This is a genomic window from Pseudooceanicola atlanticus (genome assembly GCF_000768315.1).
GTDB lineage: Bacteria > Pseudomonadota > Alphaproteobacteria > Rhodobacterales > Rhodobacteraceae > Pseudooceanicola > Pseudooceanicola atlanticus.
In genome coordinates this window covers 1-13352 of the sequence record NZ_AQQX01000033.1, presented here as the reverse complement: position 1 = coordinate 13352, position 13352 = coordinate 1, and the positions used below count along the sequence as shown (strand labels likewise).

Genomic DNA, 13352 nt, shown 5'->3' with positions numbered 1-13352 from the left:
AACCTGCAGACTCTCATTATGAACGAGGGACCAACAGGGGGCAGGTCAACCATCATGAAGAAGGGAATGAGCGCGCCGATGTTTGAGGCGCCTTCAGGATCGCCAAGCTCGCCGATGAGTGCGGAGGAAACGCCGGTGATTGTCGCGAACACGCCGGCGACGACGATGGGGTAGAGCGCAAAGGAAACCAGCGCCGACAGCCAGCGCGCGAAGTAGTCTTTGGTCACCTCGAAGAGTGTCAGGAATATCATGACCGGCGCGATCCCGATCAGAAGCGCGATCATCAAACGCGAGGCCACGAGAATGAAGGCGGCCAGCCCGCCGAGGATGGAAAGCAGCAGCACCCCGACAATGTCGAGCATGGCCCCTGCCATCCAGTTCAACTCGGAACCAGCGGCATTCAAATAGTCCCCCAACTCGGCGATCAACCGGTCGAATTCTTCGGCGAAGGTACCAGAAGGGCCGGGAGTCCCACCACCGACCGAGGCCACGAGCGCCCCTGCAATGCTGTCGATCCCGGCAAGGATGGCGGATGAGAGCGCGTTGAACTGCACCCAGTTAGTCGCGAATATCCCGATCAGTCCGATCTTGACCGCGAGCCAGAATGCCGTGCGCCCGTCCATCGCCTTGTACTGGTAGATCATGTTGAGGAACACAAGGATCACCACCAATGTTGTTCCCAGCACCAGAAGCGTGCCGACAGTAGCTGCAACGGAACCGAACTGGGTTTCCGCCGCGGTGTCGAGATAGCCTTGGGAGGTTTCAACGAAATATGTGACGACGCTCATCGGGGATCAGCCTTACCAATTGCCCGCAGCGTCGCAGATGGCTTTGGCCTCGAGGCGAACGTCGTTGGCGCGTCGATTGTAGGTTTCGGAAGCTTCCAGCATTTCCCAGCGTTCGCCACTGGCGTGGCGCTCACGAAACACCGCCTCAGCTGCGTCCCAAGATGGGAACCGGGTCTCGCAATCGCAGCTGCCGGACTCGACAATCCGCTCGAGGTTTTGGGCGCGATAGATGTCCTGGACCAATACGCGCTGATAGGCTTGGCGCAGGGGGATTCCTTGCATCCAGCTGGGCTCAGCGGGCCGGTCCGGACAGACGTTGAAGCTGCGATCGAGCGTCGGCACTAGATTGCGCTCGGCGAAGGCGGGGACAGCCAGTAGGCTCAGGGCCACTCCGGTCAAAGCAACGCTTAGCCGTGCCAGCCTCATGCCGTGGCTCCGATGGTGGTCGTTTCGCGTTTCAGGAAGACCGTGTGCCCAACATTCGCGAATTCCGAGGAGCTGATCGACACCACCTCCCAGCCTTCCGCACCTTTGGCATTCAGGCTGGCTTGCATGTCGGCAAGGCTGGTTTTGCGGGTCATGGGAAAGGACAGGATATCGTATTCAAAGGTTTTCATTGGGAAGCTCCGATCTCATTGGTGCCGGGGAGGTAGAATTCGGTGATGCCGCGTTTGCCATCATGGCGACCGGCCTGGATGATTACGTCGATGGAGTTCTCGATGTACTGGATCATGTCGGCATAGGTCATCGGGATCTCGGTCTTGAGTGCGGCGATGGCCAGACGCTGCACGGCAAGTTGCGGGGTTTCTGCGTGCAGCGTGGTCATTGAGCCGCCATGGCCAGTGTTGATCGCCTCGAGGAAGGTCATGGCTTCCTTGCCGCGCACCTCGCCCAGGATGATCCGGTCGGGGCGCATGCGCAACGTTGCGGTGAGCAGCACATCGGCGGTCTGGAACTCCGCATCGCGATTGGCGATGAGGGTCACGGCATTGGGCTGGGTCGGCAGAAGCTCGGCGGCTTCCTCGATGGTGACGATGCGTTCCTCGGATGGCACGTGCGAGAGGATCTTGCGTGCAGCCACGGTCTTGCCGGTGGAGGTGCCGCCAGAGACGATCATGTTAAGCTTGTTGTCGACGCAAAAGGCCAGCGCATCGTCGATCACGCCCGCGGCCACCACTTCGCGCAGTTCGTGGGTTTTCTCGAGGCGGAGTTCTTCAAGCTTGCGTTCCTTGCCAAAAAGGAAATCAAGCGCAATCCCGTCAAGCGGCAGGCTTGAGAAGAACCGAAGGCTGATCGACATGGCCGAGAGCACGGCAGGCGGGGTGATGACCTGTGCGCGGATCGGGCGCCCCTTGTAGGTGATCGAGACCGAGACGATCGGGCGGTCCTTGCTCATCGTTGTGTTGGCGGAAGAGGCGATCTGGTTGCCGAGGTCCTTCACTTCTGTTGCGGTCAACGCCTGGTCCAGCCTCCGCATGAAGTGATCGCCCTGGAATTCGCCCCAGCAGGTGCCATCAGGGTTGATGCAGATCTCGATGACATCGTCGCGAGCGGCGGCGTCGATCCGGTCGAGCGAGGTTTCGAGATAGCTCAGCGACATGGGCTCAGAATATCTCCAGATCGCGGTCGACCATGACCGTGACGCGGGCGCCCTGGTCGACATAGATGACGGGGCCGATGGAGAGGTAATCGCCTATGACGCTGTCCGTGGCATCTGCCAGATCATCGCCAACGTCTTCGAGAGCGTCGGCGGCAGTCTCATCCTGGACTTCGGAGGCGGCAGCACTGGGTGCTGCTGAGATCAGCGAGATCAGGGCGGCCGACCCGAAACGCTCGGCGAAGCGTGTGTCCACGAAACCGGTGACGCCAGAACGGCCCAGTTCATCACCTCCGAAGGAGCTGATCTGGACGGTCTGGCCCGCGGGCAGGATGATCCGGTCCCAAGCGATAGTCACGCGGCGCTGCGCGATATCGACGCCAGCGCGGTAGCGCCCGATGAGACGGGATCCGCGGGGGATCAAGAGGCGCGCGCCATCGACGCTGTAGACATCCTCGGACACCACGGCACGGGTCTGGCCGGGCAGGGAGCTGTCAAGGGCAGTTTCCATGACGGCCTGGATCATGGTGCCCTGTAGAATCGTGTTGGAGGGATTGGCGATCACCTCGGCCTGCGTCACGGTAGAGGGCAGCGCCCCGTTCAGCACGAAATCCGTCACCTCGCCAAAAGTGCGTTCGGTCAGAGCTGTTTCATTCGCTCCGGAGGCACCGCCAAAAGCGATGGTCGGCGAGGCGATGCGCCGCTCCTGGAAGGCGCGTTCCTCCGCGGCGCGGCGTTCAAGTTCCGCGAGCCGTCTTGCTTCTTCCTCGCGCCGGAGCCGCTCTTCTTCCCGCGCGCGTAACTCGTCCTCGGTGGGCCCGATGGGTGCCGGAAGGGGCCGGTTGGCCTCAAGCTGCGCGAGCTCAAGGTCCATGCGGAGTTGCTCCAGTTCGCGGTCGCGCGCCGTGAGCTCATCGCGAAACTGCTGTTGCGCGGTTTCCGACGCGGCTTGCAGGGCCGCGATCTGCGCGGTCAGCGCGTCAATCGCATCTGCGGCAGCGGTGTCTTCCTCGACAACTGGTTCAGGGGCGTTGCGCAACTCCTCGATCTGGGCCTGCAGCGCGGTGATCTGCGCCAGAAGCTCCGCGTTGGGCTCGACTGGATCCGGTCCGACAAACACAACCTCGGGCTCGGGCGGGGGCAAGGTCTCGATGGCGCCAAAGCCGTCCCCCTCGTTTTGGAAGACATCCGGGGTGGCCGTCGGCAAGGCTTCCTCTTCGTCGGGCTGTGAGAGAAGATAAAGCAGGGCACCACCCGCGCCGATGACGAGGACCACGATCAGCGCGAGAAGGGGCGACCGGCGCTGCGCCGCCGTGGGGGCGCGGGCACTGCCTTTCTCAAGGGCGGCGAGGCGTTTTTCCAGCTCGGTGTTCTCGGTATCGCTCATGAGGCGGCCTCCGCGGGCGGGATCGCCTCGATGCAGACCACCTCTTCGCCAAGTCGCAGGACCCATTGGCGGTTTACGCCGCTGACGCGGATCACACCGTCCTCAGGGGTTTGCGTGTTGACCGTGCGTTCACGGCCGCCCGCGTAGCGGAAGATCGCTGGCACAGGTGCGTTTCTTGGAAAGGCGAAATACGTGAACGTCCCGTCATCCCAGATGCGGGTTGGCGTGAACTCGGTCCGCGCGCTGGCGCCGTAATTGTAGTTCGGCGCTTGGGCGGCGATGGCCCGGATCGGGCGCGCAGCGTCGTCAGGGTAGCGGAACTGCACAACGTAGAAGGTCGGGCTGCGGACCTCCTCGACGTTGAAATAGTAGCTTCGCCTGTTCGTGTAGACCGTCACATTGGTATGGACACCGCGCGCGACGGGCTTGATTGCAAAGGCCTGACCACCGGGGACGCCATCGATCTCGAAGCCTTCCGTGTCGCCCGCGATGATCGAGCGGATGCTTTCACCCTCACCGAATTCGACCGTGGTCACATGGGTGAGCGACACGCTGAGACGGTAGACCTGACCCTCCTGGTAGGTGGCCAAGCGCACTCGGCTGTCGTTGGGACCGCCACGCGGGATGGTTTCGGCAGAGGCGAGGCCGGGCAACAGGGCAATGACAAAAATAAGCGATCTCATATACAACAACGTCAGTTCTCCAATCTGTCGGAGCGGATGGAATATTCGCGCACGGTGAAGCCGAAGGGGTTGGTCCAGACCTCGTCGATGGAGCGGCGGGTCTCCGGGCGGAACTCGAAGAGAAGCGTCGCAGTGAAGAGGCCGGTCTGGGTGCCGTTAATGGACGTCAGGCGCTTGCGCAGGCGGACCGTCGCGCGGTTGGTTCCGATCCGGTTGATGCTGAGGATTTCCACGTCGAGCCTGGCGTTGGGGCCATAGACGGTCGGCGGGTAATTCTCGTTGGCGCTGTTCCAGATCTGGCGCAACCCGCTCTCGGCAGCTCCGTCCGAGCGGCGCAGGACGCTGCGGATGCGCAGGTCGTTGTCGAGCTGGTTATAGACCTCGCGGTCGGTCACGTAGCGGAAGACCTCCGCCTCGATGATCGCCTGGTTGGCTGTGACAGACGTCGCGCCCACCGAAGCCTCGGGCAGGGCAAAGCCGGTGGCGGGATCATAGGGCACGACCACAGGCGGCGGATCGACATCGAGGATCGCGACAGCCGCCGCGCTCAGGCATCCGAGAATGCCGAAGATGAGCCCGATGAGCCCAAGGCGCTGCCAGAGGCGTTCACGGCGCAGAGCACCATAGACCAGCTCTTCTTCGATGATTTCCTGTTCACTCGCCACGCGTCATGCCTCAAATCAGTCTGCGCGCAGGTCCGGCAGCGTAAAGTCCATGAAGCGCTGCTCTTCGGCGATGGTGGCGGCATCGATCACGCCGCCGGTGCCATCGCCCACGGTCTGGATGGCTTCGAGTTGCCACATGGCGACCAGTGCAATGGCGAGCTCCGCGGTCACGCGCGTGTTGAGATCGATGCTTTCCTTTAGTTCGTCCATGTCGTCGATGAGCCCGACAAGGCGGTCGACCCGCTCGAGCGATTGGCCGGCATCCTCATAGCTGTTCTGGGCTGCCGCCGAGACAAGGGCACCGGTGGTGGCCTGCGTCGCCACGCGGTTGGCCCCGGGATTGCCGCTCGTGGCCATTTCCGAGAGGGTGTCATCGTCAAATCCGAGATCGGCCAGCACCCGATCCATCTGGGTTTCGATTTCGCCCGCGCCGGAGCCCGAGAGGCCCGAGAAATCTCCCGTCTTGATCGCCTCAATCGTGGCGAGGATATCGCCGAACTCTTGGTCGAGTAGGCCATTGAGTTCGTCTTCCATCTCGGTGCGGATGATTTCTGGAAGCTCGGCGAGGCGGGTGAGGGCCTCGTAGGTTCTTTGCAGCTCCGCGAGTTGGTCCGTGAGAAGGCCGAGCTGTTCGCGGAGCTGCGTCAGCTGCTCGTTTTGCAAGATCTCGTCCTCGATCATCTGCCGCAGCTGCTGGATGTTTTGCGCGATGTTCTGGGTATCGACGACGGGCACGCCTTGCGCGAGGACGGGGGATAGGGCGCCAAGATGCAGACCAACCCCAAGTGTCGTGGCCAAAGCTGTCCTCAAGAGCAGATGTCCCATCATTCAATCTCCCTGATCGTAAAATCCATGAACGCGCCTTCGGCCATGCGGGCGCTGGCCTGGGCCAGCTCTTCGGCGGAGAGCACGCGGGTGCGGGCGGCCTGAAGCCGGATGCGGGCGGCCACGAGACGCACGAGTTCGGCGCGGGCATAAGTGTTGAGCGCAACGCTCTCCTGCACATCCTCGGTCTCGGAAATCCGTTCGACGATATCCGCAATACGTAGGGCGGCTTGCCTGATCGCGGCGGGTGAGTTGTTGCCATAGAAGGCCGCGCCGTGCCCAGTGAGCGAGAGGTTGGCATTGGCCAGAAGCGCGGGGTCGATCGTGCCAAGCGCTTCGATCCCGCCGATACGGGTCAAATAGAGGTTATAGCGTTCGGGGATCACCTGGACGTAGTGCTGGGTCTCGCGAAAGGGTGGCACGCCGCCATACTCGAAAACCCGGCCGGGTCCCGCGTTATAGGCCGCGAGCGCATTGATGATATTGCCGTCGAAGGTGTTGAGCTGTGTCGCGAGATAGCGTGCACCGCCATGCACCTGCAGGTAGGGGCTGTCATAGTATTCCGGATTGATGCCCAGATCGCTGGCGGTACCGGGCATGATCTGGGTGAGGCCAAAGGCGCCGACGGGAGAGCGTGCACCGATGGTGAAACGGCTTTCCTGCCAGATCAGCGCCTGTAGGAGTGCGCGCCATTGGACCGGGGAGAGGCCCGCGCGGCCAACGCCGGCAAAGCCGCTGGTCTCCTGAGCCACGCGGATAATGAGCTGCTCGATGTTTTCCGCCGCATCCCCGAACATCTGCGCACCGCCGGGATTGGGGTCGATGTCGGCATTGCCATAGACCGCCTCGACTGATCGGGCCGGATCCCCGCTGCCGCTTTCCAGCCCCGAGACCATAGCCGGCAAGCCCTGACCGCCGAAGCTGGTCTGGGCATCGAGGATGCGTTGCAGGGTTTCCAGCTGCTCCCGTTCGATCTCGGCAATGAGTTCGCGCACGGCAAGCTTGTCGGCCTGAACGGCCAAGTCAGCCTCGCGATCGCCAGTCTCGACGATGTCACGCGCGGTCAGCCCACTGTCATTGGTCGGCACGCCTTGAGACAAAGCGAGACCGGGCAGCAGGCAAAGGGCCAGGATATGAGGCAGGCTAGACTTCAATGTCGCCCTCCGGTGCGCCAAGGGGCGTGAAGGTGCAATCAGGCGAGATGGCTGTCGTGGAGGCGAGGAAGGTGAAGCAATTGGCCTGCGGTTCCTGGTACTGGGCACAGGAGGCCAACGCACCGAGCGCGGCAACGAACATCAAAATACGGGTCATGAAAGCCTCCAGAAATCAGGGCGGTCGCGGTAATCGGCGCCGACAAGCGCTTCGCCCTTTTCCATGCCGCCAAGGATGGTGAGATCGGGTCCAAGCGCGCTCAGATCGGCATCGACGACGATCGAGCCCTGATCGTCGCGGATCAGCGCCAAGCGGCTGTTGCTGCCCGTGTTGAGAAGGACATCGAGCTCCTTCTCCGTGAGGTTCAGCATGGCGTAGTCCGCTGGCTGCGCGCGGATATTGGGGAGCAGGATCTGCGTCGGCACCGCCTCGATGATGGTCTTGCCGGTCCGGGTGCGCTCGAGCTGGCTTGCGTATTGCGTCATCATCACCGCGACCGTGTTCTGTTTGCGCGCTGTCACCAGCCAGTTCGACAGCCGCTCGGCGAAATACGCGTTATCGAGGGCCTTCCAGGCCTCGTCGATCACGATGATGGTGGGGCGGCGGTCCTCGATTTCGCGCTCGACCCGGCGGAAGAGATAGGACAGGACCGCCATCCGTTCCTTGTCGGCCTCGCTGTCGAGAATGCCGGTCAGATCGAAGCCCACCACATCGCCCTTGAGCGAGAACGTGTCCTCGAGGCTCTGCCCGAAGATCCAGCCATAGCGGCCGTCCTCGGTCCATTCGAGCAGGCGCTGGTGCAGATCGCCGCCATCGTCGGTGGACACAAAAAGCGATGCGAAATCCCGCCAGTTCCGCAGGGCCGGGTTTGTGGCCTGCGCGTTCTGGCGCACGACTTCCTGGATGCGATTGGTCTGGGCAGGAGTGAGCGGCTTGTCGGCGCGGTAGAGCAGGGTGACAAGCCAGTCCGAGAGCCAGGCGGTGCCGCGCGCATCGGTCTCGGTCCAGAGCGGGTTGAGGCCCGTGGGCTGACCGGCGTTCAGGGACGCGTAGCGCCCGCCATTGGCGCGGACCGCCATCTCCATACCAAGACGGTAATCGAAGACGAAGATCCGCGCGCCTGCGCGACGGGCTTGCGTCATCAGAAAGGCGGACAGCACCGATTTGCCCGACCCGGGCCGACCCATGATCAGGGTATGCCCGCTGGTCGGTTCTTTGTCCGGGCTGCCCTGCTCGTGGTAGGAAAACCGGTAGGCGCTCTGCTCCGGCGTGGGCAAATAAGTGACGACCCGGCCCCAAGGGGTAAGTGCTGCGGGTTTGCCGAGCTGCGTCCGGTGGAAGGCCGCAAAATCCGCGAAGTTGCGATTGGTGACGGCGCTCGCGCGGACACGCTTGGGCTGGTTGCCGGGGTGCTGGCTGAGGTAATGGGCCTTTGCGGCGACCCGCTCGCCGATCATTTTCACGCCCTCGGTCGCGGCGGCATTCACGATCTCGGCGCTGAGCGTCTGCAGCTCTTCGAGCGTTTCGCAGAAGATCGTCACGACCATGTGGTGCTCACCGAAGCTCTGGCGTTTGGCCTCCAGATCATCGGCGGCGATGTCGAGCGCTTCCATAAGCGATAGGGCGGCGTCCTGGCTCGCCTGCATCTGGCGCTTTTGCCGCTTGATGCGGCCCGCCATGAGGTTCGAATTGATCGGCGTGAAGGAGTGCGTGACGATCATGTCGACCGGCAGGTTCAGCATGTCGAACATGGTGCAGGATGTGGCCTCAGCATATTCCCCGATGGTGAAACTCTTGCCGTAGCGATGGCCCACCACGCCTTCCGAGAGCTCGAAATGCTCGCCGTGGAACGTCACGCGGGTATTGGCGACGTTGAAGGACAAAAAGCCGTAGGTGTTGGCCGGGTAGAGCGGCAGCTCTGTTCCGGTGTTGAGCGCCCCCAGAAACCCCACCAACTCCCCCGATGCAGCCGACAGCAGGCGCGGCTTGAGCTCGGTAAGCCCCGAGAGGAAGACGTTCACGGCCTCACCGAGGCGCTGCAGGCGTTTGCGGGTCTCCTCCTTCAGTCGGTCCGGCGCGCTGCGGCTCAGGAACGGCAGGAGGCTTTTCGGGGGCGGACGGTGAATGACGGTGAGCGTCAGCGTCTTGTCGCGCAGCCCGCTGGTCTCGAGTTTTGCGCGCCAGCGCCGGTCCACCTCGCCTGCGAAGCTGTCCTCACGGATCGGGTCGAGATCAGGTTTGATGGCCTTGGAGACCTTGTGGACGTAATAGCTGAATTCCGGCCCGAGCTGCGCGACGATGCGGGCAAAAAGCGCCGTCACCTTGTCGAGATAGGCATCGTCGGTCGTGTAGCTGTTGATCCCCTCGAGCCGAATGCAGCGGAAGAGTTCGTTCACCCGGGTCCGCACGGTCTGGTCGTCGACGAGGCTTACATAGGGCAGCATATGCGCGAGGCGGGTCTCGCGCGCATACCAGTCTGGCGTCATTGTGCGGGCATCGAGCGCAGCACCACGGGCGTCATCACGGGGCATAGCTGTCCCCGCCATGGATGGACCTGTTGCGCGTGGGCGGTGTCTCCTGCAGGGCCGTCATCATCACGTCGATGAAACGCGGGTCCCAATCTGCGGCCTTCCACAGCACCGGATAGAGCAGGGCGGCGAAACCCAGCACCGCGATGTGCTGGACCCAGACGAACAAGAGCACAGAGCCGAAGAGCCAGACCATCGCGTACATGATGGGCAGGCCCAGAAGCTTCGGCGGGCGCACGAGGCCCAGAAAGAGGGGCGAGCGTTCAGCCACCGGCGAAGACCGCGGCAACAATGGTGGGAGCGGCGGCAACACCAGCGATGCCCACGAGGACCCAAAGCGCTTGGCGCAGGTCGATGATGTTGAAGAACCAGCTCAAGAAAACGCCGAGGACCGCGAGTGTGGCGATGACCACACCAAGAGGGCCGGTCAGCGCATCGACAATGCCCTGCAACAAGCTCTGGATCGGGGAGAGATCGATGCTCTGTGCAAGGGCGGGCTCGGCAATGAACAGGAATAGCGCCAGCGAGGCGACAAAGAGGTTTGAAATCTGTTTCACGAATTTGATCCTTCCAATCGGGCCACGACGGCCATGACACGGGCCACGTGGTTCTGGGTTTCTCGGTAAGGGGGAATGCCACCGTGTTGGCGCACGGCGTCGGGACCGGCGTTGTAGGCCGCCAGCGCCAGATGCGGATCGCCGAAGCGCTCCAGCATCATCGCGAGGTAGCGGGCAGAGCCGTCGAGGTTCTGTTGAGGGTCACGCGGGTCGACGCCCAGATCACGCGCCGTCGCTGGCATCAATTGACCAAGGCCAATGGCACCTGCACTTGAAATCGCATCCTGCCGGTAGGCGCTCTCAACCTCGATATTGGCTCGATAGAGAGCTAGCCAATCCGTCACGGAAAGCCCCGCGCGACGCAGGCCGGGATGGCCGGCATAGCGCAAGGCCGTGGTCTGAATCCCGGAGAGGACATCGGCGCGGGGCAGGGGAGTCGGGCGGGCAAGGGCCGCGACTTGGACGCCCTCTTGCTCGGCCTCTACCTCGCCGAAGATCGCGATCCCATCGGAGGCCGAACTCTGACCAATCCCTTCATTGTAGTTTCGAGCAAAGCTGCTCTGAGAGCGGGACGGGGTCAGGGAGCCGTCGCTCTCCATGACCAGGACCATTTGCGCTGAGGCAGGTGCTGCGACCAGCCAGAGACAGACGAGGTTAGCTGCCAGCGCCCTTGTCTGATGGGGCTTTGTCTGGCGGCGCAAATTTGTGCGTACGGCTTGTCCCCGCCTCAAGCGGCAGGTCGACATGCGCAAAACCAAGGCCAATGAAGAAAGACACCACGCCGGAGATCGTCTTGAACTCGCGGATCTTGATATCGTTGTAGGTCGTCCGCGTGCGGGCGGTGACGAGGAGCTTTTCCACCCCGTCATCAGAGACAACACGCATGATCCAGACCCCGTAATAGCTGGGGCCTTTCTTGTGTGCCGACTCTTGGCACAGGATTTCTGCGCTATAGCCGCTTTCCACGAGTTCGCGGAACCTGGCTTCCGTAACCACATTTGGTGCTTCGATGTCCCAGTTCATGGCCCGGCTCACGCTTTCTCCAATGGCGCGACCCCAGGCATTCCTACTTGAAGCCCAGAGTTACGATAGTATATTATCAACCGCAAGATGTAATATCGTGCTTTGGCTGTAGTTTGGTTACGCAAACACTAGTCACGGCCAGTGTCCGCGATCAAGGAGATAACAGGTTTGAGAAACCCAAGGTTGACATGCCTGCTCCCATTGCAAGCTATGGCCCTTCTGATCTGCGTTCCTGGGCCGGTTTTGGCGGAATCCTGCTTTGCGCCATCCCGTCCTTTCCTGCCAAGCGATTCGCAGGCCGCGCGGGACTATGCGGATATCATCCGCGGCGACTTCGAAGATTACATTCAGGATATCCAGAGCTACTTCCGTTGCCTCGACGGTGAACGGGCCCGCGCCTTCGAGGAAGCGCGCGAAGTCAGCGAGGAATATGGCCGGTTCCTGCAATTGGTAGGGGATTGATGGGCAACCTCGGGAGCATCAGACTTGCAGCCCATGGAAACCAGACGCCGATAACACCCTCATATATCTACTTTTTAGATAACAGATTTCATCCGCTAGCGACGTCACAAAAGGTATGTGACGCGTGGCAAAGACAATCAGAAGCAAGGGACAAGTGGCACTCTGTCAGGCGTTGGTCGACGCCCGTGTCAAAGCGGGCCTTGGTCAGAAAGACCTGGCAGACAGGCTCAGATGCCACCAGTCCCTTATTGCCCGCCTTGAGAGCGGCCAGCGCCGGGTCGACGTTGTCGAGCTGGTCGTCTTGGCGCGCGCCATCGGCTTTGACCCGTTCGAGGTTCTGGCGATCGTTGAAGCCGCCACGGAGCCCGACCACAGGATTTGAAGCCAATGAATTGTTGAGAACACGGGAACCCACTTTCCCGGTCTGATGATCATTTCCTCATCGAGGACCAGTTAGCCAACATCAAAGAAGCCCGGCGCGCGGTCGTAGTGAACGCTCTGCAACCCCACGCCGCAATTCGCAGCGCCGCAGTGCAGGAAGCCAGTAAACAGTGAACGAAGATAAGGGTGAGGGCGTCGCGATCGCCAATCTGATCGGGACCGATGGGTGCAGTGTTGTTGGTTGGGTTTATCGCTGGAGGACAGGCTCACATGCGGTGATGTGGGACGTCCAAGGGCCCCAGCCGGTATCGGAAACCCGGCCGGATATAAGTGACGAACAGAAGCAAGAAATCGACTTCGATGCGCTGACGAGGATCGGAAGAAGCGACGACGGGTGAACAGAGCGAACCCGCGGTGTTTGCCTAAACGCCAAACAGCATGTGGACCGCGAAGCGTATGCGGTGCGGTCGTGCAAGCCAAAGAAGCCGTCTTCCATGACAAATCTACGTAGCGGCAGGTCAGTAGTTCACCTGCTCGAACCCGTAGTTGCCGTCATAGTCACGCCAATCGACGAAGACGGATCGGTGATAAATGCCAGGGCAATGCTCGCCCCAACGTTCAAGTCCCACATGGGCCTCGGGCAGGGCAGTTATCGAAGATCGCTGCCATGAGAAATTGCCTTGGGTCCCGTAGGTGCCGAGGACCACGGTCGCGCTTCGGTTACAATCCCCATCGCGCCCGGACTCGTGCTGTCGTGCATACCGTACATCGAAGACGCGGATGGACCGCACGAAATTGAACTCCGGCCCGCTGATATCGATGTCCGCGCGGTCCTGAACGAGCCGCAGGGCGAGGTCGGTGGGAACGAGATTATCTACTGGCAAGGATTGAAGCGGTCGACGGCTGTCGGTTCGGTACAAGGCTTCAAAGATGCCGCCAGCGTTGTTTTTTAACCGATCGTTTTCGTAGGAGGCGCCCATGGGACAGCGCCAGATTTGCAGCGGTGGTTCGACCGGCCAAGGTGTAATCCGCCGGATAAATTCGGCGCGGGCTCGGGCGCAAGGGACGGAAGCAGGCCAGCCGCCAGACAGGCACAAGAGGATCGCGCAATCGATCGGGTATGTCTGCGCGCGGGCGGGTATTGGCAGCGAAGAACCTGTCACGGTCAAAGCGACTGCGACCGAGGGGAGGAGCTTCTTGAGTAAATGGCGCATGCTGTGGAGCCTCCGTGATAGGAGTTCAGCATACATACAATAATATACTATCGCAACGCTAAGTATAAAGTCGCATAATGAAGTTTATGT

The 13352-nt window shown here is 61.7% G+C and carries 19 protein-coding genes; 3 read left to right on the top strand and 16 right to left on the bottom strand.

Annotated features, from left to right (window positions below):
* From ATO9_RS22910 to ATO9_RS22845, 15 genes are all read right to left on the bottom strand, one after another.
* Window positions 1–788, bottom strand: a 788-nt coding sequence (locus ATO9_RS22910; protein ID WP_052418556.1) for a TrbL/VirB6 family protein, incomplete at its 3' end; no start/stop codon positions are given.
* A 12-nt stretch (window positions 789–800) separates the two neighbouring features.
* Window positions 801–1214 (bottom strand): hypothetical protein, encoded by a 414-nt coding sequence (locus tag ATO9_RS22905; RefSeq protein WP_043755080.1) that lies wholly within the window; start codon window positions 1212–1214, stop codon window positions 801–803.
* Window positions 1211–1405 carry a DUF4177 domain-containing protein gene (locus tag ATO9_RS22900; protein WP_043755076.1) on the bottom strand — a complete coding sequence of 65 codons (195 nt, stop codon included), beginning with the start codon at window positions 1403–1405 and terminating at the stop codon, window positions 1211–1213. Before ATO9_RS22900 ends, ATO9_RS22905 begins: the two co-directional genes overlap by 4 nt.
* Window positions 1402–2388: an ATPase, T2SS/T4P/T4SS family gene (locus ATO9_RS22895; RefSeq protein WP_043755074.1), complete on the bottom strand. Its 987-nt coding sequence runs from the start codon at window positions 2386–2388 to the stop codon at window positions 1402–1404. Before ATO9_RS22895 ends, ATO9_RS22900 begins: the two co-directional genes overlap by 4 nt.
* Window positions 2389–2392: 4 nt before the next feature.
* A complete protein-coding gene (locus ATO9_RS22890) occupies window positions 2393–3772 on the bottom strand; it encodes a TraB/TrbI/VirB10 family type IV secretion system protein (protein WP_043755071.1) in 1380 nt (459 codons plus the stop codon).
* Window positions 3769–4455, bottom strand: a complete 687-nt coding sequence (locus tag ATO9_RS22885; protein ID WP_173585992.1) for a TrbG/VirB9 family P-type conjugative transfer protein — start codon at window positions 4453–4455, stop codon at window positions 3769–3771. Before ATO9_RS22885 ends, ATO9_RS22890 begins: the two co-directional genes overlap by 4 nt.
* An 11-nt stretch (window positions 4456–4466) precedes the next feature.
* Window positions 4467–5120 carry a VirB8 family type IV secretion system protein gene (locus ATO9_RS22880; RefSeq protein ID WP_043755065.1) on the bottom strand — a complete coding sequence of 218 codons (654 nt, stop codon included), beginning with the start codon at window positions 5118–5120 and terminating at the stop codon, window positions 4467–4469.
* 15 nt (window positions 5121–5135) lie between these two features.
* Entirely contained in the window at window positions 5136–5945 is an 810-nt protein-coding gene (locus tag ATO9_RS22875; protein WP_043755082.1) for a type IV secretion system protein, read from the bottom strand.
* Complete coding sequence (locus ATO9_RS22870) at window positions 5945–7099, bottom strand: lytic transglycosylase domain-containing protein (RefSeq protein ID WP_173585991.1); 1155 nt, start codon at window positions 7097–7099, stop codon at window positions 5945–5947. The genes ATO9_RS22875 and ATO9_RS22870 overlap by 1 nt, the downstream gene beginning before the upstream one ends.
* Window positions 7089–7256: a hypothetical protein gene (locus ATO9_RS24665; RefSeq protein ID WP_008327378.1), complete on the bottom strand. Its 168-nt coding sequence runs from the start codon at window positions 7254–7256 to the stop codon at window positions 7089–7091. Before ATO9_RS24665 ends, ATO9_RS22870 begins: the two co-directional genes overlap by 11 nt.
* Window positions 7253–9628 carry a VirB4 family type IV secretion/conjugal transfer ATPase gene (locus ATO9_RS22865; protein WP_043755061.1) on the bottom strand — a complete coding sequence of 792 codons (2376 nt, stop codon included), beginning with the start codon at window positions 9626–9628 and terminating at the stop codon, window positions 7253–7255. Before ATO9_RS22865 ends, ATO9_RS24665 begins: the two co-directional genes overlap by 4 nt.
* Window positions 9618–9896 (bottom strand): VirB3 family type IV secretion system protein, encoded by a 279-nt coding sequence (locus tag ATO9_RS22860; protein WP_008282962.1) that lies wholly within the window; start codon window positions 9894–9896, stop codon window positions 9618–9620. The genes ATO9_RS22865 and ATO9_RS22860 overlap by 11 nt, the downstream gene beginning before the upstream one ends.
* Window positions 9889–10182 carry a TrbC/VirB2 family protein gene (locus tag ATO9_RS22855; RefSeq protein WP_008282963.1) on the bottom strand — a complete coding sequence of 98 codons (294 nt, stop codon included), beginning with the start codon at window positions 10180–10182 and terminating at the stop codon, window positions 9889–9891. Before ATO9_RS22855 ends, ATO9_RS22860 begins: the two co-directional genes overlap by 8 nt.
* Window positions 10179–10793 (bottom strand): lytic transglycosylase domain-containing protein, encoded by a 615-nt coding sequence (locus ATO9_RS22850; RefSeq protein WP_017469729.1) that lies wholly within the window; start codon window positions 10791–10793, stop codon window positions 10179–10181. The genes ATO9_RS22855 and ATO9_RS22850 overlap by 4 nt, the downstream gene beginning before the upstream one ends.
* A gap of 43 nt (window positions 10794–10836) precedes the next feature.
* On the bottom strand, window positions 10837–11205 hold the full coding sequence (locus ATO9_RS22845; RefSeq protein WP_008327368.1) for a hypothetical protein: 369 nt from the start codon (window positions 11203–11205) through the stop codon (window positions 10837–10839).
* A gap of 210 nt (window positions 11206–11415) precedes the next feature.
* On the opposite strand from ATO9_RS22845, the gene ATO9_RS22840 reads away from it, so the two are divergent.
* The 3 genes from ATO9_RS22840 (at window position 11416) to ATO9_RS22830 (ending at window position 12446) form a co-directional block, all read left to right on the top strand.
* Window positions 11416–11667 carry a hypothetical protein gene (locus tag ATO9_RS22840; RefSeq protein WP_008327366.1) on the top strand — a complete coding sequence of 84 codons (252 nt, stop codon included), beginning with the start codon at window positions 11416–11418 and terminating at the stop codon, window positions 11665–11667.
* A gap of 124 nt (window positions 11668–11791) precedes the next feature.
* Window positions 11792–12049: a helix-turn-helix domain-containing protein gene (locus tag ATO9_RS22835; protein WP_017470289.1), complete on the top strand. Its 258-nt coding sequence runs from the start codon at window positions 11792–11794 to the stop codon at window positions 12047–12049.
* 169 nt (window positions 12050–12218) lie between these two features.
* Window positions 12219–12446: a hypothetical protein gene (locus ATO9_RS22830; RefSeq protein WP_027238601.1), complete on the top strand. Its 228-nt coding sequence runs from the start codon at window positions 12219–12221 to the stop codon at window positions 12444–12446.
* A 120-nt stretch (window positions 12447–12566) separates the two neighbouring features.
* On the opposite strand, the gene ATO9_RS22825 is transcribed toward ATO9_RS22830, so the two are convergent.
* The gene (locus ATO9_RS22825; protein WP_238318856.1) at window positions 12567–13262 is read right to left on the bottom strand and encodes a hypothetical protein; all 696 of its coding nucleotides are present in this window, start codon (window positions 13260–13262) and stop codon (window positions 12567–12569) included.
* Window positions 13263–13352 lie beyond the last annotated feature (90 nt).